Origin of the sequence: Streptomyces sp. NPDC088400, assembly GCF_044753355.1 — a bacterium.
Taxonomy (GTDB): Bacteria; Actinomycetota; Actinomycetes; order Streptomycetales; family Streptomycetaceae; genus Streptomyces.
In genome coordinates this window covers 1-19,499 of sequence record NZ_JBIVMZ010000013.1, presented here as the reverse complement: position 1 = coordinate 19,499, position 19,499 = coordinate 1, and the positions used below count along the sequence as shown (strand labels likewise).

The 19,499-nt window shown below is 69.2% G+C and carries 13 protein-coding genes and 2 pseudogenes; 10 read left to right on the top strand and 5 right to left on the bottom strand.

The window, feature by feature from the left end; genetic code table 11:
* The first annotated feature begins 36 nt into the window (after positions 1-36).
* The 7 genes from ACIQD6_RS28265 (at position 37) to ACIQD6_RS28235 (ending at position 6,961) form a co-directional block, all read left to right on the top strand.
* Positions 37-780, top strand: a complete 744-nt coding sequence (locus ACIQD6_RS28265; RefSeq protein ID WP_401887573.1) for a GntR family transcriptional regulator — start codon at positions 37-39, stop codon at positions 778-780.
* Positions 752-1,774: an ABC transporter ATP-binding protein gene (locus ACIQD6_RS28260; protein WP_401887570.1), complete on the top strand. Its 1,023-nt coding sequence runs from the start codon at positions 752-754 to the stop codon at positions 1,772-1,774. The genes ACIQD6_RS28265 and ACIQD6_RS28260 overlap by 29 nt, the downstream gene beginning before the upstream one ends.
* Positions 1,771-2,751, top strand: coding sequence for an ABC transporter ATP-binding protein (locus ACIQD6_RS28255; protein ID WP_401887567.1), 981 nt, complete (start codon positions 1,771-1,773; stop codon positions 2,749-2,751). Before ACIQD6_RS28260 ends, ACIQD6_RS28255 begins: the two co-directional genes overlap by 4 nt.
* A gap of 31 nt (positions 2,752-2,782) precedes the next feature.
* Entirely contained in the window at positions 2,783-4,018 is a 1,236-nt protein-coding gene (locus tag ACIQD6_RS28250; protein ID WP_401887564.1) for a cation diffusion facilitator family transporter, read from the top strand.
* Complete coding sequence (locus ACIQD6_RS28245; RefSeq protein ID WP_401887561.1) at positions 4,018-5,502, top strand: aldehyde dehydrogenase family protein; 1,485 nt, start codon at positions 4,018-4,020, stop codon at positions 5,500-5,502. The genes ACIQD6_RS28250 and ACIQD6_RS28245 overlap by 1 nt, the downstream gene beginning before the upstream one ends.
* Before the next feature lie 219 nt (positions 5,503-5,721).
* A complete protein-coding gene (locus ACIQD6_RS28240) occupies positions 5,722-6,387 on the top strand; it encodes a GntR family transcriptional regulator (protein ID WP_401887558.1) in 666 nt (221 codons plus the stop codon).
* Positions 6,388-6,472: 85 nt separating this feature from the next.
* Positions 6,473-6,961 (top strand): NUDIX hydrolase, encoded by a 489-nt coding sequence (locus ACIQD6_RS28235; protein WP_401887555.1) that lies wholly within the window; start codon positions 6,473-6,475, stop codon positions 6,959-6,961.
* Positions 6,962-7,012: 51 nt separating this feature from the next.
* Here ACIQD6_RS28235 and lnt read toward each other — a convergent pair whose 3' ends face one another.
* The 3 genes from lnt to ACIQD6_RS28220 form a co-directional block, all read right to left on the bottom strand.
* Entirely contained in the window at positions 7,013-8,644 is a 1,632-nt protein-coding gene (gene lnt, locus ACIQD6_RS28230) for an apolipoprotein N-acyltransferase (protein WP_401887552.1), read from the bottom strand.
* Between the two features lie 203 nt (positions 8,645-8,847).
* Positions 8,848-9,408, bottom strand: a complete 561-nt coding sequence (locus ACIQD6_RS28225) for a hypothetical protein (protein WP_401887549.1) — start codon at positions 9,406-9,408, stop codon at positions 8,848-8,850.
* 150 nt (positions 9,409-9,558) lie between these two features.
* A complete protein-coding gene (locus ACIQD6_RS28220; RefSeq protein ID WP_401887546.1) occupies positions 9,559-10,461 on the bottom strand; it encodes a glutamate racemase in 903 nt (300 codons plus the stop codon).
* Positions 10,462-10,519: 58 nt separating this feature from the next.
* On the opposite strand from ACIQD6_RS28220, the gene ACIQD6_RS28215 reads away from it, so the two are divergent.
* Positions 10,520-11,833 carry a glycosyltransferase gene (locus ACIQD6_RS28215; RefSeq protein WP_401887544.1) on the top strand — a complete coding sequence of 438 codons (1,314 nt, stop codon included), beginning with the start codon at positions 10,520-10,522 and terminating at the stop codon, positions 11,831-11,833.
* Between the two features lie 58 nt (positions 11,834-11,891).
* Here the strand turns inward: ACIQD6_RS28215 and ACIQD6_RS28210 are convergent, their stop codons facing one another.
* Together ACIQD6_RS28210 and ACIQD6_RS28205 are read right to left on the bottom strand one after the other, a co-directional pair.
* Positions 11,892-13,226 (bottom strand): TerD family protein, encoded by a 1,335-nt coding sequence (locus tag ACIQD6_RS28210; protein WP_401887541.1) that lies wholly within the window; start codon positions 13,224-13,226, stop codon positions 11,892-11,894.
* Positions 13,227-13,327: 101 nt separating this feature from the next.
* Positions 13,328-15,463 (bottom strand): recombinase family protein, encoded by a 2,136-nt coding sequence (locus ACIQD6_RS28205; RefSeq protein WP_401887539.1) that lies wholly within the window; start codon positions 15,461-15,463, stop codon positions 13,328-13,330.
* Between the two features lie 1,622 nt (positions 15,464-17,085).
* Here ACIQD6_RS28205 and ACIQD6_RS28200 point away from each other — a divergent pair.
* Positions 17,086-18,349: pseudogene (locus tag ACIQD6_RS28200) on the top strand (IS701 family transposase).
* A gap of 182 nt (positions 18,350-18,531) precedes the next feature.
* A pseudogene (locus ACIQD6_RS28195) lies at positions 18,532-19,409 on the top strand (IS5 family transposase); the annotation flags it as partial.
* Between the last annotated feature and the right edge of the window lie 90 nt (positions 19,410-19,499).

Here is a 19,499-nt window from a genome sequence, read left to right as displayed (position 1 = left end):
GGCGCCAATCAGGCAGACGAAGGAAGAAGCGGTCCGATGACCATGAGCGATCCGACGGTCAAGCACACATCATCCATGACTCCGGTCTCCCGCAAGACCCTCACCTCGCTGGTGACCGAACAACTCCGTGACGGAATCCATCGGGGCACTTTCCTGCCGGGCAGCCAGCTCCACGAGGCGGAACTCGCCGAACGGCTGGGCGTCAGCAGGGGACCGATCCGCGAGAGCCTGCAACGGCTCATCCAAGAAGGGCTGTTGGCGAGCCAGCCGCACCGAGGCGTCTTCGTCCCGGTGCTCACGGAGGAGGACATCATCGATGTCTTCTTCGCCCGGGAGGCGGTGGAGGCCGCGGCCTTCCGCCGCGTCATCACCCAGCCTCCCTCCCCGGAACTGCTGGACGCGCTCCGCAGGACACTCGACGAGATGACTTCGGCCGCGGCGGACGACGACTGGTCCACCGTCGGCGAGCTCGACGTGCGCTTCCACCGGTTGGTGGTCGACGCCGTCGGCAGCCACCGCCTCAGCCGGATGTTCAGCACCCTGATCTCCGAGACCAGGCTGTGTCTCCACATGATGGCCGGGGCCGATCCCGCCCACCACGATCTGGTGCCGGAACACCATGAACTGGCCCGGCTGATCGCGGGGGCCGAACTGGACACCGCGCTCGCCACCCTGCATCAGCACTTCGCCGAAGCCGTGGTGACTCTGCGGCGCCGGCTCCATAACTCCGTACATGGAGAGGAGAACGGACATGCGCCGACACAGCGACGGCACAACTGAACGGGGTGACACCGTTCTGCGGGTCCAGGGCCTGCACGTGGAGTTCAACGACGCCGCGCACACCCACGCCGTCGACGGCCTCGACCTGACGGTCGGGCGCGGGGAGATCGTCGCGCTCGTCGGGGAGTCGGGTTCGGGCAAGAGCGTGACAGCGCGTTCCGTGATGGGGCTGCTCCCCTCCGAAGCGCGGGTCACCGCCGGCTCGATCGTGCTCGAAGGACAGGAACTGGTGGGGCTGCCACCGCGCGGCATGGACCGGATGCGCGGGAACCAGGTGGCGATGCTGTTCCAGCAGCCGAAGGCGATGCTCGATCCCACGGCCACGGTACGTGACCAGGTCGCCGAACCGCTCTGGCTGCACCGCGGGCTCAGCCGCCGGCAGGCGAGGAAACAGGTCGTCGGGCTGTTGCGGGATGTCGGGATCCCCGAGCCCGAGCGCCGGGCACGTGGCTACGCGTACCAGCTCTCCGGCGGCATGTGCCAGCGCGTCATGATCGCCGCCGCTCTCAGCGGCGGGCCGGGGCTGCTCATCGCCGACGAACCCACGACCGCGCTGGATGTCACCGTCCAGGCGCAGATACTGCGGCTGCTCCGGCAGAAACAGCGGGATTCGGGTCTGTCCGTCCTGCTCATCACGCACGACCTGGGCATCGTCGCCTCGATCGCCGACCGGGTGGCCGTCATGTACGCGGGCCGCATCGTCGAGGACGGGACGACGAGGGACATCTTCGCCGATCCGCAACACCCCTACACGCAAGCCCTGTTGCGGGCCTCGCTGCTCCGGTCCGAGCAGGGGAGCCTCTACTCCATACCGGGCAGCGCGACCCAGTCCCGGGCGCTCGACCACGGGTGCAGATTCCGCCCGCGCTGCTCGGTCGCCGAAGGCCTGGGAATCGCCAAGAACTGCGAGGACAACGAACCGACCCTGCACGCCTGCGGCGCCGGGCACCGGTCCCGATGTTGGGTTCCCGTACGCGAGGAGGTCAGCGCGTGACGTCGACACCCCCCGCTCTCGTCAGCGTGGAGAACCTGGTCAAGACCTACCCGACGGGCGCGCGTTCGCTCACGGGACGGCGGCAGAAGGTGCTGTCCGTCGACAGCGTGTCCTTCCGTGTCGAAGTCGGTGAAGTCCTCGGGCTCGTGGGCGAATCGGGGTGCGGCAAGAGCACGCTGGCCAGAGCCGTCCTCGGGCTGACCCGGATCGACGCGGGACGTGTGCTCTTCGACGGCGCCGAGGTCTCCGGGCGCAAGGGCGCGGACCGAAAGGCCCTGCGGCGTTCGATGCAGCTCGTCTTCCAGGACCCGTACGCGGCACTCGACCCCCGGATGCGGCTCGGCACCAGTCTCGAAGTGCCCCTGATACAACACGGCGTGGGCACCCGCGAGGAGCGGCGCGCCCGGATCCTGGACATGCTGCGGCAGGTGGGGCTCGACGAGTCCTTCCTCGACCGCCGGCCGGTGGAGTGCTCGGGCGGGCAGCTGCAACGCGTGGTGGTGGCGCGGGCCCTGCTGCTGGAGCCCCGTTTCCTGATCTGCGACGAGCCGACCTCGGCGCTGGACGCCTCGATCCGTGCCCAGATCCTCAACCTGCTGATGGAGCTGAAGGAACGTCTCGGCCTCACGGTACTGATGATCTCGCACGACCTGCGCGTCGTCCGCCATGTGTGTGACCGGGTCGCCGTCATGTATCTCGGCCAGATCGTCGAAGTGGCGCCCCGTGAGCAGCTGTTCGAGCGGCCCTCCCATCCCTACACCCAGGCTCTGCTGGCCGCCTCGCTACCGGAGGAGCCGGGCGCCGAGACCACCTTCGGCACGCTTCGTGGCGAGCCGCCCAGCCCGGTGAACCCGCCCGACGGGTGCAGATTCCACCAGAGATGTCCCAAGGCTCGCGCACGCTGCGCGACCGAAGTGCCTCAGTCCCACCAGGCCGGTGCGGGTCACTCCGTCTCCTGCCACTACTGGGATCAATGACTGAGAAATGCTGAGAGACGAGGATGCAGCCATGCCCGCAGACAGGCCCGATACCGCGCACAAGGACGGCCACCACCACAACGAACACCGGCATGACGGCGATGGCGCGTCCGGACACGGGCACGGACATGATCACGGTCAGCCGGCCCCGGACAGCCACGACCACAAGGACAGCCACGGCCACGACCACGGCAAGGGGCACAGTCACGACAAGGACCACGGCCACGGTCACGGCGAGGGGCACGGCCACGACCACGGGGACGGACACAGCCACCCCGGCGGTCTGCGTGGCGCCCTCCTGGAGATCTTCCGTCCGCACAGCCACGACGCCGCCGACTCGACGGACGACGCGCTGGAGTCGTCCGCCGAGGGCATCCGCGCGCTGAAGGTCAGCCTGGTCGCGCTCATGGTGACCGCCCTGCTCCAGGTGGGGGTCTTCGCGATCTCGGGCTCGGTCGCGCTGCTCGCCGATACCATCCACAACTTCTCCGACGCGCTGACCGCACTGCCGCTGTGGTTCGCCTTCGCGCTGAGCGCCCGCGCCGCCTCCCGTCGCTACACCTACGGCTACGGGCGTTCCGAGGACCTGGCCGGCATCTTCATCGTCCTCATGATCGCCATCTCCGCGGTGGTCGCGGGCTGGGAGTCCGTCGACCGGCTGCTGAACCCCCGGGAGCTGGAGTCGGTCTGGATGGTCGCGATCGCGGGTGCCGTCGGTTTCGTCGGCAACGAACTCGTCGCCAAGTACCGGATCAGCGTGGGGCGCAGAATCGGCTCCGCCGCGCTGGTCGCCGACGGCCTGCACGCCCGCACCGACGGATTCACCTCCCTGGCGGTGGTGTTCGGCGCGCTGGGCGTCTGGCTCGGCTTCCCGCTGGCCGACCCGATCGTCGGTCTGCTCGTGACGGTCATGATCCTGATGGTGCTGCGCGGCGCGGTGCGTGACATCTTCCGCAGGCTGATGGACTCCGTCGATCCGGAGACCGTCACGGCCGCGGAGGAGACGATCAGCCAGGTGCCCGGAGTCATCGCGATCGAGGTGGTCCGGATGCGCTGGCTCGGCCACCGGCTGCGCGCCGAGGCGGCGATCGTCGTCGATTGCGAGAGTTCCGTCGTCGAGGGTCACGACATCGCCGAGGAGGTCCGCCACCGGCTGCTGCACGACATCGCCAAGCTGGAGGACGCGTCGGTCCACATCAGCCCGTGCAGTCATGACGACCGCGACTTCCACCAGGTGTCCGCCCATCACTTCACGAAGGTGACCTGATGACCGTCGCGCCCGGTGCCACCGCCACGGTGGCACCGGGATCGGCGCCGCCGGTCTGGCGGCAGGCCGCGGGCGCGTTCTGGTCCGGCGTCTGGCGCGACGGCGACTCCTCCTTCCCGGTGTACGACCCGGAGGACGGCGCCCTGCTCGGGTACGTGACCGACGCGAGCGCCGCGGACGTGGACGCGGCGGTCACCTCCGTGGCCGCGGCGGTGCACGAAGGGCCGGCCTGGCCGGCCTGGAGCCGGCGCGAGGCGCTGCGGACCGCTGCCTCCCTCATACGGGAACGCCGCGCGCTGTTCACCGAGGTGATCTCCCGGGAGGGCAGCAAGACCGTACGGGAAGCGGACGCCGAGGTGTCCCGGGCGGTGGAGACGCTGCGGCTCTCGGCGGAGCAGGCCGGACGGCTCACCGGCGAGACGCTGCCCTTCGAGGACACGCCCCGGGGCCAGGACCGGCTCGGCTGGTACACGCGCGAACCGGTCGGAGTGGTCGCCGCGATCACCCCGTTCAACGACCCGCTGAATCTGATCGCGCACAAGCTGGGGCCCGCCCTCGTCGCGGGCAACGGTGTCGTACTGAAACCGGCCGAGACGACGCCGTTCACTGCGCTGGCGTTCACGGCCGTCCTCCTGGACGCCGGGGTCCCCGCCGAACGCCTCGCGGTCGTCCCGGGAGCGGGCAGCACGGCGGGGCAGGCGCTGGTGAGCCACCCGCTCGTCGACCTGGTGTCCTTCACCGGAGGGCACCGGACGGGGAACGCGGTGGCGCGCGCCGCCGGGGCCAGGAAGACCCTGATGGAACTCGGCGGCAACAACTGCGTGATCGTCCTCGCGGACGCCGAGGTGTCCCGTGCCGCGCAGGCGGTCGTGGCAGGCGCGTTCGGCGTGGCCGGGCAGAACTGCCTGTCCGTCCAGCGGGTCTTCGTGACCGCGGAACTCGCCGAGCGGTTCACCGACGAGGTGGTGACCGCGACCCGGCTGCTGAGGGTGGGCAGCAAGAGGGATCCCCTGACGGATGTCGGCCCGCTGATCGAGGAACGGGAGGCGGTACGGGTGGCGGCGTGGGTCGAGGAGGCGCGGGAGCGCGGCGCCGAGATCCGAGCCGGTGGCCGTCGGGACGGCGCTTTCCACTGGCCGACGGTCCTCACCGGGGTGCCTGCCGACACTCGTCTGATGACCGATGAGGTCTTCGGTCCTGCCCTGGTCGTCAACGCGTTCGACTCCGTGGACGATGCGGTCCGCCAGGCCAACAGCACGGAGTTCGGCCTCCAGGCGGGTGTCTTCACGGGCAGCCTCGACGCGGCCCTCGGCCTCGCGGAGCGGCTCAGGGTCGGAGCGGTGATGATCAATGACAGCAGCGACTTCAGGATCGACGCCATGCCGTTCGGCGGGCCCAAGCGGTCGGGCGTCGGCAGGGAGGGAGTGCGCTACGCGGTGGAAGCCATGACGGAACCCAAGGTTGTCGCCATCCGCCGGTGTTGACGGCCTCCCCCGTGGCCCGTTCCGCCACATGAGCGGTGGCAAGCAGTGTATTGTAGACAATAAGCGAGCTGAGGTGTTGGCGTGCGCCGGCCCCTCGGAGGTGGATGTCGGGTGGGCGAGGGCCAGGACGGGTCCTCGCCCACCCGACGCCTCTGACCGTCCGACCAGGCGGATCATGCTCGCGAAGTCGACCATGACTGTTTGCCTAGATGGGGAGCCGTGACACAGGTGATTGAGGGACTCGTCCCGATCGCAAGCCGCACCACGTCGAGTCTGGTCATCGACCAGCTCCGGGAACGCATCGTGGACGGCACGTTCCGGCCGGGCAGCCAGATGGGGGAAGCACAGCTGGCGGCCACGTTCGGGATCAGCAGGGGCCCCGTTCGCGAGGCTCTCCAGCGGCTCATTCAGGAGGGGCTGCTCCTCAATGTGAAGAACCGCGGCGTGTTCGTCGTGGAGCTCGGCCCCGGGGACATGGTGGACGTCTTCCTCACCCGGCGTCTCATCGAGCACAAAGCGGCCTCGCTGCTGTGGAAGAGCAAGGACGAGCGGTATCTGACCCGCCTCGACGCTCTCGTCGACGAGCTGGCGGAGGTGGCGTCCTCCCAGGACCTGTCCGACGTCGTGGCCCAAGACCTCGCCTTCCACGAGGTGTTGGTGGAATCCGCCGAAAGTCCCCGGCTGTCCCGGATGTTCGCGACGCTCGTCGCGGAGACCCGCATCTGCCTGTCGGGCATGGCGGAAGCCGCCCCGATGGAGGCCTCCCTGGCCCAGGAGCACCGTAAGCTCATGGGCCTTCTCCGCGCGGGCTCCGAGCGGCGGCTTCTCGCGGCAGTGGACAGCCATCTCAACGCGGCGCTGAGCTATTTCACCGACAGGGTCTGAACACCTCAGCCGAAGCAGGGGCTTGGAGGCCCGGACCGACCGGTCGGGGTGCGTCGGTGATCCACGCCCCGGTTATGGTCGTCCCATGGCAACGCCCGACTTCATCCGCACGATCCGCGCCTCCGCGGGCCACCAACTGCTGCTCCTGCCCGGAGTGAGCGCCGTCGTACTCGACGACGACAGCAGAGTGCTCCTCGCCCGCCGCGCCGACAGCGGCGCCTGGGCGCTGATCGGAGGTATTCCCGAGCCCGGAGAACAGCCCGCCGCGGCCGCCGTGCGCGAGGTGCACGAGGAGACCGCCGTGCACTGCTCGGTGGAGCGCGTCGTACTCGTCCAGGCGCTGGAGCCGGTTCAGTTCCCCAACAAGGACCGCTGCCAGTTCATGGACATCGCCTTCCTCTGCCGCGCGACCGGTGGCGAGGCGCGGGTCAACGACGACGAGTCCGTGGACGTGGGCTGGTTCTCCCTGGACGCGTTGCCCGAGCTCAGCGAGTTCTCCCTGCTGCGGATCAAGCAGGCCCTCTCCGACGAGCCCACCTGGTTCGAGCCCGTCACGGGCGAGGCCCGGAGTTAGAGAAACTGTCCGGAGGTCTGGCCCCGGCCCCGGACCTGACCAGCCCGGGACCTAACCGGCCTCTGTCGCCGCGCCGGCCTCCGCAGCCGTGCGCCGACGGTCACGTACGGAACGGACCGTCACCCAGCCAAGACCAGCGACGGCGACCGCCGCCAGCAGTCCCTCGGGCAGCGTGCCGAGACGGGTGGCGGGGGTCATCGAGGAGCGCAGCGGCACCTTCGCGACGAGCGCGTCCGGCGTGAACATCCCGGTCTGCTGGGTGATCTTCCCGTCCGGCTGGATGACCGCGCTGACGCCGCTGGTGACCGGGACGACTACGGTCCGGCTGTGTTCGACGGCCCGGACACGCGACATCGCGAGCTGCTGGTACGTCATCTCGCTGCGGTCGAAGGTGGCGTTGTTGCTGGGTACGGAGATGAGCTGGGCGCCATGGGTGACGGTGTCCCGCACGGCCCAGTCGAATGCCGCCTCGTAACAGGTGGCGAGCCCGACCTTGGTTCCCGCGAGGTCGAAGACGCCGGGCTTGGTGCCGCGTCCGAAGTCACGGCGCACCATGTCGGCGTAGCCGGGGCTGATCGTCCGTACGACCGAGCGCAGCGGGAGGAACTCGCCGAAGGGCTGGATCTGCCGCTTGTCGTAGGTGACCGTCGGGCCGCGCTTCGGGTCCCACAGGATCTGGGTGTTGCGCAGCGGTCCGGTGTCCGGGGTGACGACGGCGCCGACGGAGATCGGCACACCGACCGCCTTGGCGGCCTGATCGATGATCTGGCGCGCGTCGGAGTTGCGGTACGGATCGATGTCGGAGGAGTTCTCCGGCCACAGGACGAAATCGGGCCGCGGCTCCTTGCCGGCCTTCACGTCGGCGGCCAGCCGCAGGGTCCTGCGGACGTGGTTGTCGAGAACCGCTCGGCGTTGGGCGTTGAACTCGAGACCGGCCTGCGGCACATTGCCCTGTACGGCGGCGACGGTCGCGGTGCCGTCCTCGGCCGAGTCGCTCACCAGCGGCAGGGCGGCCAGCGCCACCGCGACGGGGGCGAAGACGGTGAGCGCGGCGGTGGCCGCCGCCCGGCGCGGCACCGTTCCGGTCCTGCGGTACGCGAGAACCTGCCGCAGCGCCTCGTACAGCCCGAAGCCGCACAGGACGACGCCGAAGCCGAGCACCGGTGTGCCGCCGAGCGCCGCCAGCGGGAGGAAGACGCTGTCCGCCTGGCCGAAGGCGATCTTGCCCCAGGGGAAGCCGCCGAACGGCACCCGGGCACGGACGGCCTCGCCGAGGATCCAGACGGCCGCGGCCCAGACCGGCCACAGGGGCAGCCGTGTCACGGCCGCGACACCGAGGCCGGTGAAACCGACGAACAGCGCCTCGATCGCGACCAGGGCGAGCCAGGGACCCGGGCCGACCTCCGCCCCCGTCCAGAACAGGAGCGGCAGCAGAAAGCCCAGGCCCGCGAGGTAACCGAGGCCGAGTCCCGCACGCGCCCGTCGGCCGTACAGGCTCCAGGCCAGCAGGGCGAAGCCGGGCAGGGCCAGCCACCACAGGGTGCGGGGCGGGAAGCTCGCGTAGAGCAGGAGGCCGGACAGCACGGCCCCGCCCGGCCTGGCGAACCGTCGCAGCAGCTTCCGGCCACCGCCGGGGGCCGGGGCGGGCGGAGGGGTCTCGACGGTGGTGATCGTGGCGCTCACCCGGCGGAGTCTACGGTGGGCCGCTGTGCGCCGGGGAACGCGGCTCGGCGCACGCGGTCCGACGCATCGGCGAGGCGGGCGCCGGAGCAGGTCCGGGTCGGGGCGCCCGTGGATACCGGATGGGCCGGATGGGCCGGTCGGGTGATTGCGCGGGCCGAACCGGCGTGTCCGCACGGAGGCAGGCGGCTCTTGTGCTTCGGCGTTCAGGCCTTCGCGGCGCCGGGCTCGGGGAGCAGGTTCATGCGGTGCCGGATGATCCTCACAGCCGACTCCGCGTCGTCCACCGTCACCGTGAACACCATGCCGTCGCCCAGTCTGAGGACCAGGGCCTCGCCCCTGCGGACCACCACCGCCGTGCCCTTCTCGGGGCGCCAGCGGTAGCCCCAGCCGCCCCACTGGCGTGGGGTGACCCGGGGTACGAAGTCGGCCTCCACCACCTGCGCGAGCTGGATGCGGCGGCGCGGCACACCCATGTGGCCACAGCGCACTTCCAGGCAGTCCCCCTCCACTCTGACCGCCACGTGGACGAAGGCCAGGGTGCCGAAGAGGATCAGCAGGCCCGCCGCCACACAGCCGATGACGGACATCCACAGGGCGGCGTTTCCGGAGGCCCAGTTGGAGTCGACGGCCAGCTCCACACCGAGCGCGACGAATGCGGCGCCGGCGGTCGCGAGCAGCCACTGCACACGGTTGGTGGCGCGGCCGGACCAGGTTTCGGGCAAGGGCTCAGCGGAGTGGCCCTCATGTCGGGGGTGCTCCCTCATGCCAAGCAGCGTACTCAGATTCCGTTCCGGGGACAGTGCTCCGGTCACCGGAGGGAGCGGTACGGCCACGAGGGCCCGCGTGCGGTCCCGGTGGGAAGTCCGCGGGCTTCCGCGTCAGGGGCGACGGGCCGCCGCGCGGGGCCGACGGCCTCAGTGCACCTGGCTGACAGCCGCGAGCAGCCGTCCTTCGGCATAGGCGAGCGCGACCCCCGGAAGGCTGGACTCGCGGCCGCTGAGCAGCACCGTGAGCTGTGGGCCCGACGAGACGCCTGAGACGCCCGAGACGTCTGAGGCAAAAGAGATTCCCGAGGCCCCTGAGCCGCCGGCGACTCCCGGGACGCCAGAGATCGCCGGGACGGCCTCTCCGGCCGGAATCGCCGTGACGCCCGGCGCGAGCGGGTGCCCGATACGGCGCATGGCCTGCGCGGCGACCGCACCCGCCGAACCGTGCAGGACGACGGGCGGCAGGCCGGGCTGCTGGAGGGCGGCCCGGATGCGGTCGGCGACCAGTTCGTAGTGGGTGCAGCCGAGCACGACGGCCCTCGCGTCACGTGGTGTCAGCGCCGCCGCCGTGGCCACCGCGTGGTCGATCGCGGCTTCGTCGGCGTTCTGGACGGCGTCCGCGAGACCGGGGCACGGCACCTCGGTAACGGCGACGGCCGAGGCGAATTCCCTGATCAGACCCCGCTGGTACGGGCTGCCGGTGGTGGCCGGGGTGGCCCAGATCGCGACGGGCCAGCCACCGGCCGCCGCCGGCTTGATCGCCGGGACCGTACCGATGACCGGCAGGTCCGGCTCCAGCTCGGCACGGAGCGCGGGCAGGGCGTGTACGGACGCGGTGTTGCAGGCGACGATCAGCGCGTCGGGACGGTGCTCGGCGGCTGCCCGCGCGACGACGAGCGCGCGCTCGGTGACGTCTCGTGGAGTACGGGGTCCCCAGGGCATCCCGTCGGGGTCCGAGGAGAGCACCAGGTCGGCGTCGGGGCGCAGTCCGCGTACCGCGCGAGCCGCCGCGAGCAGGCCGATGCCGGAGTCCATGAGCGCGATCTTCACCCGGTCACCATAGTCGACGCCCCTTGCGGTCGCTGAAATGTGGGGCAGACTGCGGCGAATGACCGCCATTGCCTGGATCGCCGTGGGTTCGCTGGCCGCGTGGGGCTGGCTGTTGCTGGGCCGGGGGTTCTTCTGGCGTACGGACCAGCGGCTGCCCGCGCTCCCCACCCATGAGGACCGGATGTACGAGGATCACGCGCACGAGGAGTTCGAGAGGCCCGGACGCCGCCCGCGCGAGGCCGACGACCGGGACCGGAACCGAGACCCGGGCTCGGCCCCGGACTCGAACCCGGTCTCGGATCACGACGATCCCGTGCAGTGGCCCTCCGTCGCCCTCGTCGTCCCCGCGCGGGACGAGGCGGCGGTGCTGCCCGAGAGCCTGCCGTCCCTGCTGACGCAGGTGTATCCCGGCGAGGCGGAGATCTTCCTCGTGGACGATGGCAGCACGGACGGTACGGGCGCGCTGGCCCGTGAACTGTCCGCACAGTACGGCGGGTTGCCGCTGACCGTCACAACACCCGGCGAACCGGAGCCCGGCTGGACCGGAAAGCTGTGGGCCCTGCGGCACGGCATGGCGCTGGCCCGCGCCCACGACCCCGAGTATCTGCTGCTCACGGACGCCGATATCGCCCATGAGCCGGACAGTCTGCGGGAGTTGGTCACCGCCGCCAGGACGCACCGGCTCGATCTGGTCTCGCAGATGGCGCGACTGCGGGTCACGAGCGGGTGGGAGAGGCTCGTCGTCCCGGCGTTCGTGTACTTCTTCGCGCAGCTCTACCCGTTCCGCTGGGTCAACCGTCCCGGCGCGCGGACGGCGGCCGCGGCCGGCGGCTGCGTGCTGCTGCGTACGGAGGCCGCCGAGCGCGCGCGGGTGCCGGAGGCGATCCATCAGGCCGTCATCGACGACGTGTCACTGGCACGGGCGGTACGGCGCGGCGGGGGCCGGATCTGGCTGGGGCTGGCGGAGCGGGTGGACAGCGTACGGCCCTATCCGCGGCTGGCCGATCTGTGGCGGATGGTCTCGCGCAGCGCCTACGCGCAGCTCCGCCACAATCCGCTGCTGCTCCTGGGGACGGTGGCGGGACTCGCGGTGATCTACCTGGCGCCGCCCGTCGCGCTCTGCGTCGGGGTGTTCGGCGGGGACCCGGCGGCGGGGTGGCTGGGGTTCGCCGCGTGGGCGGTGATGGCCGGGACGTACGTGCCGATGCTGCGCTATTACCGGCAGTCGCTGTGGCCGGCTCTGTTGCTGCCGTTCACGGCGACGCTCTACCTGCTGATGACGGTCGACTCCGCGGTGCGGCACTACCGGGGCCGGGGCGCGGCCTGGAAGGGACGTACGTACGCCCGTCCCAGGGCCGCGCCGGAACGGTGACAGCGACCCAGCTCCCGTTACCCCCTCGGAGCGGGGCGCGCGGGAGCCTCGGTACGGTTCATTTTCTGCCGGGCGTCCAGTTCATGCCCCAGCCATAGGCGTAATCGACGGTGCGCTGCGGACTGACCCCGCGATCCGGGACGAGAAAGCGCGCTTCGCGCTGGACGACGAGGTCGGAACCGGTATTGGTGATCAGCGCCAGCGAGCAGACCGTGGACGCCACCGTGCATTCACCGAGCGAGAAGTCGATCGCGGCGCCGTGCTGCGGCTGGAGCGTGACCGTCGCGTCGAGATCCGCGAAACTGCGGGCGCCTTCATAGATCGTGACGAAGATGACGACACGGCGCAGCCGGTCCTTGTGGTCGAGGTTGATGGTGAGATTCTCGCCTCTGGAGACCGCGCCGGTACGGTCGTCGCCGTCGAGCTGGATGTACGGCGGCTGGTTGAGCGCACCGAAGGCATTGCCGAGCGACTGGACCACGCCCTTGCGGCCGTCCGCCAGTTCGTAGAGCGCGCACAGGTCGAGATCGAGTTCGCCCTGGTTGCCGACGACCCGGCCGAGTTTGGCGCCCCAGCCCTTGAGCTGGTTGCGTACCTGCCAGTTGAGGTTCACGCGCATCGTCCCGGAGGTTCCGCCCTGCTTGGCGAGGGAGACGGACGGGGCGTCCTTGGTCAGCGTCACCTTGCTGAGCCGTACCGGAGCGGCGGCGGGGGCCGGAGGCCCGGCAGGGGCCGCGAGCGGCGGAGCGGGAGCGGGCGGCGCGGCGGGCTGGGCCGGCGCGGCAGGAGACGGCGCGGCAGGCGGGGACGGCCGGACCGGAGCCGGGGCCGGTGCTGCGGGGGCGGCCTGCTGCGGCGGTTCGTCGACCGAGATCCCGAAGTCCCTTGCCAGGCCCGCGAGTCCACTGTCGTACCCCTGGCCCACCGCCCGGAACTTCCAGTTCCCCTGACGCCGGTACAGCTCGCCGAGTACGAACGCCGTCTCGATCGTGGCGTCCTGGCTGTCGTACCGCGCGATCTCGCCGCCGTCCGCCATGTCCAGGACCCGTACGTGGAGTCCCGGCACCCGGCCGAAGCTGCCGCCGTCGGCCGAGGCGGCCAGGACGATCCGCTCGACGCCGGGCTCGACCCGCGCGAGGTCGACCGTCAGCGTGTCCGTGACACCGTCGCCGCCGGTCCTCTTGCCTTCGTGGCGTACGGCTCCCGACGCGTGCTGCGGCTGGTTGTAGAAGACGAAGTCCGCGTCCGAGCGCACCTTTCCGGACACGAGCAGCAGCGCCGAGGCGTCGACGTCCGGCACCCCCGGCCCTGAGCTCCATCCCAATTCGACGCGGACAGCCGGCGCCGGCACGAGAAGATTGGCTCCTTTAAGCATGGACATGCTCGCCCCCATCGCGACTCGAAGTGCCCCAGGATTCCGTCCCGCCAACCTAATCGCAGGACCGCGGTCGGGCGCTCCCGAGACCCGCCGGTAACCCCTCCCAAGCTTGCCCTTTACACGATCCGAACCTCCTCGGGCGACCGTTTTTCCCAAGTTCGCTCGCATTGGGGATCCGAAGTAACCCACAGGACCCGAAACAACCCCCTTATCGGACTCCCCAACGGGAGCCCTTCGGCAGAGGGCTCCTGTGTGGAAACTAGAAGCTGCGGATCAAGCCGCCCCTCCACCCTGATGGGCGGCAGGGCGATCTCCTCCGGCGGAATCGGCGTGCCGGGCGTGCCGGGCGTGCCAGCCAACAGTTCCATGCCCTCGGCCCAGACACCTCGCTCGCTCCAACGGCGCCAGGTGCTCGCCACTGTCGGCCACGGGCCGTACTGCTCGCCGATCTCACGCCAGGAACAGCGGCTGACTGCCTTGTGCAGCAGGGCCTCCAGCATCAGCCGCGGGGGCCGCGTCGGCCGTCCCGCAGAGGGGCCCGTAAATACGGGCTCCGCCTTCGCCCAGGTTTCATCCGTCAGCGTCGGTACGATGCCGCCGTTGGCCCGGAACCACTGGGCCACCTGATCATCCTTACTCTTGCGCGACGGAACGTTGCCGAGGAGCGTCACACGAATGTCAAGCAAGTCCAGGACTTCCGCCTGCTCGACGGGAGTCATGTCGTGCAGCCGCTCCTGGGCGATCTCGGCGAGCGTCTGAAGATCCCGGGCGCGCTGTGCCGACGCCTCGCTCTCCTGTTGCCAAGCCTTGACGTCGGTAAGCAGTTGCTCGGTGTGCTCGCGCTCCTTCTCCAGTTGTTCGATGGCCTGGCTGATCGCTTTGGCCACGCCGCCCGACTTGTGGGCGGCAGCGAGGACAGTTGCCTGTATGGCAGCGTCCTGCCCAGCCAGTTGGTCTTCCAGCTCGGCAATGCGGTCGGCATGGTTGGTCCCTGATGCGGCCGCCATGCTGGCCCAGTCATCTGCCATCGTGGCCAGCCGCTCAGGTGACGACAGCAGCGCGCAGACCTCTGTCCATATGCGCTTCTCGATCGCGCCAGCATCGATTTGTGAGCAGTCCGACTTCCGCACCTTCGCCTTGGGCTCGTGCTTGCCCGAGCAACGGTATACCCGGTCCGTGCCGCTGTCGCGGGTGTTGCCGGTGAAGTGCGCGGTGCATTGGCCGAAGAGTCGGGTCGACAGCGGATGCGTGGCATCATCGGCTCGGTGTCCTCGGGCCTGTCGCTTCAGCGCGGCATTGAGCAGTCGCACCTCGTCCTCGGTGAAGGCTCGGGGGATTTTGACCTCGATGGTGCTGCCGTACAGTGGGTTGCCGTCGGCGTCCAGCTTGGTGCCCCGTTCCCGTCCGGCCGTCGCGGGGTTCCGGAAGATGCGGACGCCCCTTTGCACGGGTGGGCTGGTGAGGATGCGGTACAGCGTCTCGCCGCACCATCCCTCGCCGGTCGGGAAGTCGTAACCGAGGGCATCGAGCCGCCTCGCGGCGTTGTTGCGGCTGTTGTGCTCCTTGACGATGAATTGCCAGCCCATGCGAAGGGCGGCATGGCTCAACTTCTCGCTGTCCACGTCGCCGTCAGTGTCAAGCGTGAGGTGGCTCTCGCCCTTGACTCCCTTGTTCACGATGCGCCAGCCGAATGGTGGTCGGCCGCCGAAGTGGCCGCCGTCCTCGGCTTTCTCCTGGATCCCGCCCTGTGTGCGGTCGCGGATGGTGATCCGCTCGTCTTCGGCGCGGTCTGCGGCCTTGCGCATGCGCGAGCGGCCCTCGTCTGAGGTGTTGTCGTAGTCGCCCTTGGTGACGGCGACGAAGACGCCAAGGTCTTGCAGCTCCCACACCCAGGGCCAGAAGGCCCTGTCCGCGCGCCCGATGGCCCGTTCCTCGTACACGGTGACGAGATCGAAGGGGCGCGGCGTTTGCCTCGCCAACTTCATGAGCTGGCCGAGGTCCGGGCGCTGGGTGTGATCAAGGCTGCCGCTGTAGCCCTCGTCGGCGAAGACGTCGACCAGCGCCCACTCCTTCTTGGCGATGTGCTTGACGACCCGCTTCCCCGTGTAGGCGATGCCGTAGCCCTTTAGTTGTTCCTCGGTCGAGACCCGGAGGTAGGCGACCGCTCGCAGCTGTCTAGGGCCCGCTGTCTGAAGAACAGCGTCAATCGCCGTCAGCAGCCGTTGTTTCTCGTCTGTGAGAGCTTGGTTCACGTCAGTCCTTCCGACTGGCCAGCCCCCGGGGCGTTCCAGCGTCGTCGGGGTCACCTGTGCTTGGAGTCTAGGCCGATAGGCTGTCAGAGCGGGGTGTGAACAGGAGGGCCAGCAACCTGTGATATGCCCCGTCGTCCTGTTCGGCTTCAGGTTCCCAGCGAAGGTGGATCTGGGGGTTCGGATCGCTGGCGAAGTGTTGCTTGAGCCAGTCGCTGGCCTCTTCGCGCCGTATCATTGCTCCGTCATGTGATTCGCACATTGTCGGGTCTCTTCGCCTCACTCGCTTCTGCAACTCTGAGGCCCCCGCGCGATATCACGCGGCATAGGGGTATCCCGAGATGGATGGACACAACAACCCGCACGACGCCACCGCCAAGTGATTGGTGCGAGTTGCTTCAATGATTCGGAGAATCGCCGGTTTGGCTAACCGGCGATCGTGGTCTATGTTGCGCGCCGCATCGGATGAATCCGACGGCTTCTCCGATCCTGCCGCGGTCAGGAAGGCAATCGGTATGAGCGCAGGGCTGGGGTCGTGCCGTCCGTAACGAGCACCAGCAGTCCGTCATCAGTGATTCGGTCAAGATTCCGCGCCACGACACGTTCAGGGCTCAATGGTGCGGGCCGCGTGCCGAGTGTGGCTCCAGGGTGCTCCGCAACATGTGCGAGGACGACCCGGACGTGGTGATAGTCGCGTTGCAGCAGGTCCTCGCCGAACAGGCCGACCGCGCAGACGCAAACGCGCAGCCCGGTGGACACTGAGCGAAGAGAGCCGGGGCGGTCAGTCGAACGGATCGGAATGCGCGCATTGGCAGGAGAGGCTCCATTTCGGTTACCCGATGGGGCGCTTATCGACCACGTGCTTCCTGGGTGTTGTACGTTCACATGGTCCCGGAGAACGTTCCAGTCCTGTGGGGCTCATCCTCGTCTGCCGTGGGCGAATTCACGCCGGGCGGGCAACGGGCGAGTAGAGCTACCTGCTGCAGTTCTGGCCTGTGGCGTAGGAACGGCGCCGAGGGGCAACGGACTCGACTCGGCATACGCGTACCAGGGAAAGAAACGAAGGGGCCGGATTATCCCCGGGCGCGCGGGGCCGGACGGGAGGGAGTGCCGTAGGACACGGTGTACGCGGGGCGGACGGCAACAGCGTCCTCATCCGCGGGAAGCTCGCCGGTTCGGCGCGCGGGGCGGACCGATCGATGTGGTCCTCGCCCACCCGGAGTTGCGGTTCATCCCCGGGCGCGCGGGGCGGACCCTTCCTGAACTGGCCTTCTCGGCCGGCTTTGCTCTTTGTTGACCCGGATGGGTTGGGTGAGTAGGAGTCCGCAGCCGAAGGCTGCGGAGGGGCAGGTTTGTTTCCGCCCGGGACTTCGAGCGTGTGAAGAAGATGTGCGAGATTGAGGCGGGCCACGGAGTTGCTCGAAGATGCCACGAACCTCAGAAACCACCTCATCCCACATACGTCCCACAAAATCGCTGACGCATCGTCAGGAAGTCGTGAACGTCCAGGTCAGAGCACCCGCTGGGTCATGAACCAAGCACCTTCTAAGCACCTAGTAGGGCCTGGTCAGGTTCGCTCGCTGGTGGCGTGTCCGTTTGATCGCTTGTTCCGTTGACCTGTTGTGATGGGTGTGGAGCTGGCCGCGGTCCGGTGTGATCTGGAGGAGTTCGCGGCGGAGATGTTCGAGCCGTTCGCGCGGGCGGATCAACGCCGGTGGGGAGCGGTCTATCTGCGCGAACTACTGTTGGAGGTGCGGCGCAAGTCGGTCGAGCCGATGGCCGCCCGCCTGGGCGAGGACGGCAACCAGCAGGCTCTGGCGAACTTCATCACCACCAGTTCAGGGGTCGCGGCGCATGTCCGTGCCCGCCTCGCCTGGCGGATGCAGCACGTGATCAAACCGACCGCGCTGATCCTCGATGACACCGGCTTCCTCAAGGACGGGGACGCGTCGGCGTGTGTGGCCCGGCAGTACACCGGCACCGCGGGCAAGGTCACCAACTGCCAGGCCGGGGTGTCCCTGCACCTGGCCTGTGACAGTGCCTCGGTGGCGGTCGACTGGCGCCTGTTCCTGCCCGAGAGCTGGGATCCCGCCTCACCCAGGGCCAACGCGGCCAAGGTCGCCCGCCGCGCCCTGTGCGGCATCCCCGGAGAGATCGGGCACGTGGAGAAGTGGCAGCTGGCCCTGGACATGATCGACGAGACCAGATCGTGGGGCATCGATGTCCCCCTCGCCATCGCCGACGGCGGTTACGGCGATACCGCGCTCTTCCGACTGGGCCTGGAAGAACGCGGCCTCGAGTACGTCGTGGGCATCTCCACCACGACGACCGCCCAGCCGGAAGCGGCGCAGATGCACATCCCGCCTTATGGCGGTCGTGGACCTCGCCCCCGGCCCGCCTACCCCGAGCCGGCGCAGGCGGTGAAGAACCTGGTCATCGCGGCCGGCAAGCAGGCCGCCCGGCCGGTGCAGTGGCGGGAAGGCTCCCGGCCGGGCAGCGGCCGCAGCGGCGTCAAGCGCATGTACTCAACGGTTCGTGGCCCTGCGGATCCGTCCCGCCGGATGCGAGATCCGCAAGAACACCGACGGCCCGGAACTGCCGGTGCGCTGGCTGCTGGCCGAATGGCCCGCCACCGAGCCCGAACCGGTGCAGTTCTGGCTGTCCAACCTGCCCGCCGACACCCCGCTGGCCACCCTCGTACGCACCGCGAAACTGCGCTGGCGCATCGAGCACGACTACCGCGAGATGAAGCAGGCCCTGGGCCTCGCCCACTTCGAGGGCCGCACCTGGAGAGGCTGGCACCACCACGTCACCCTCGTCTCCGTCGCCCACGCCTTCTGCACCCTGCAGCGACTGACCCGGTCCCCGAAAGGAACGGCGCCGGCCTGAGCCTCTACCAGGTCACCCGCGAACCGCAGTTACTCCTCGCGGTCTGGACCGGCGCCTGCCCCACCGCGACATGCCAGAACCGATACCCACCTGACCAAGCACTACTAGGGCGTGTGTGATGTCGTGATCAATCTTGTCGTTCTGGATCCGTCAGGAGGGTGGATCCGGTAAGAACAAGGATTGTGACGCGCAGGCAACTCACCGATGATCAATGGAAGTTGATCGAGCCGTATGTGCCGATCGGCGAGTACGGCCCGTATCCCGAGCGGCTGCGGGATCAGTTCGAGGGGGTGATCTGGCGGTTTCGGTCCGGTGCCCAGTGGCGTGAGATGCCGGGCGAATTCGGGCCCTGGCCGACCGTCTATGGACGCTTTCGGGTCTGGCGGAACGCTGGTGTCTTCAGCGCGCTTCTGACGGGTCTGATCGCCGAGGCCGCCTGCCAGGGGAAGTCGGACTTGACCCTGGTCAGCGTGGACTCCACCACCGTCCGCGGCCACCACGACGCCGCCGGGATGCGTATCGGCAAGGAGATCATGAATGCTTTGGAGGAGGCCGCCGCCGAGGAGGAAGAAGCCCGGCAAAAGGGGGCGGCAGGACGGGACAGAACGGGCAGGGCGATGAATGTGCTCCCGGGCGGGACGAGCGGCGCCGCGTCCGGCGACGGCGTGGGATCCGTCTGAAGGAAGCCCTGCTCGGCAGGTCTCGTGGCGGGCTGACCAGCAAGATTCACCTCGCCGCCGACCGAAAACGCCGACCGCTGTCGTTCGTCCTGACCGCCGGGCAAGCCGCGGACAGCCCGCAGTTCATCCCCGTACTGAAGAAGATCCGCGTCCGCCTGCCGGTCGGCCGGCCCCGCACCCGGCCGGGCGCCGTCGCTGCGGACAAGGCCTACTCCTCCCGCGCCAGCCGTTCTTACCTGCGGAAACGCAATATCACAGCGGTCATCCCGGAGAAGAAGGACCAGGCCGCCAACCGAAAGAAGAAAGGCAGCCGGGGCGGCAGGCCGGTCAGCCACGACGCAGACCTCTACAAGGAACGAAACACCGTCGAGCGCTTGATGTGCGCCACGAGGCGCCTTGTTGTATCCCCGGCTCAGCCGGGAGGAATTGGAGGGATATTCCTGGGCCTGATGGCTCACCTGGATCCGAAA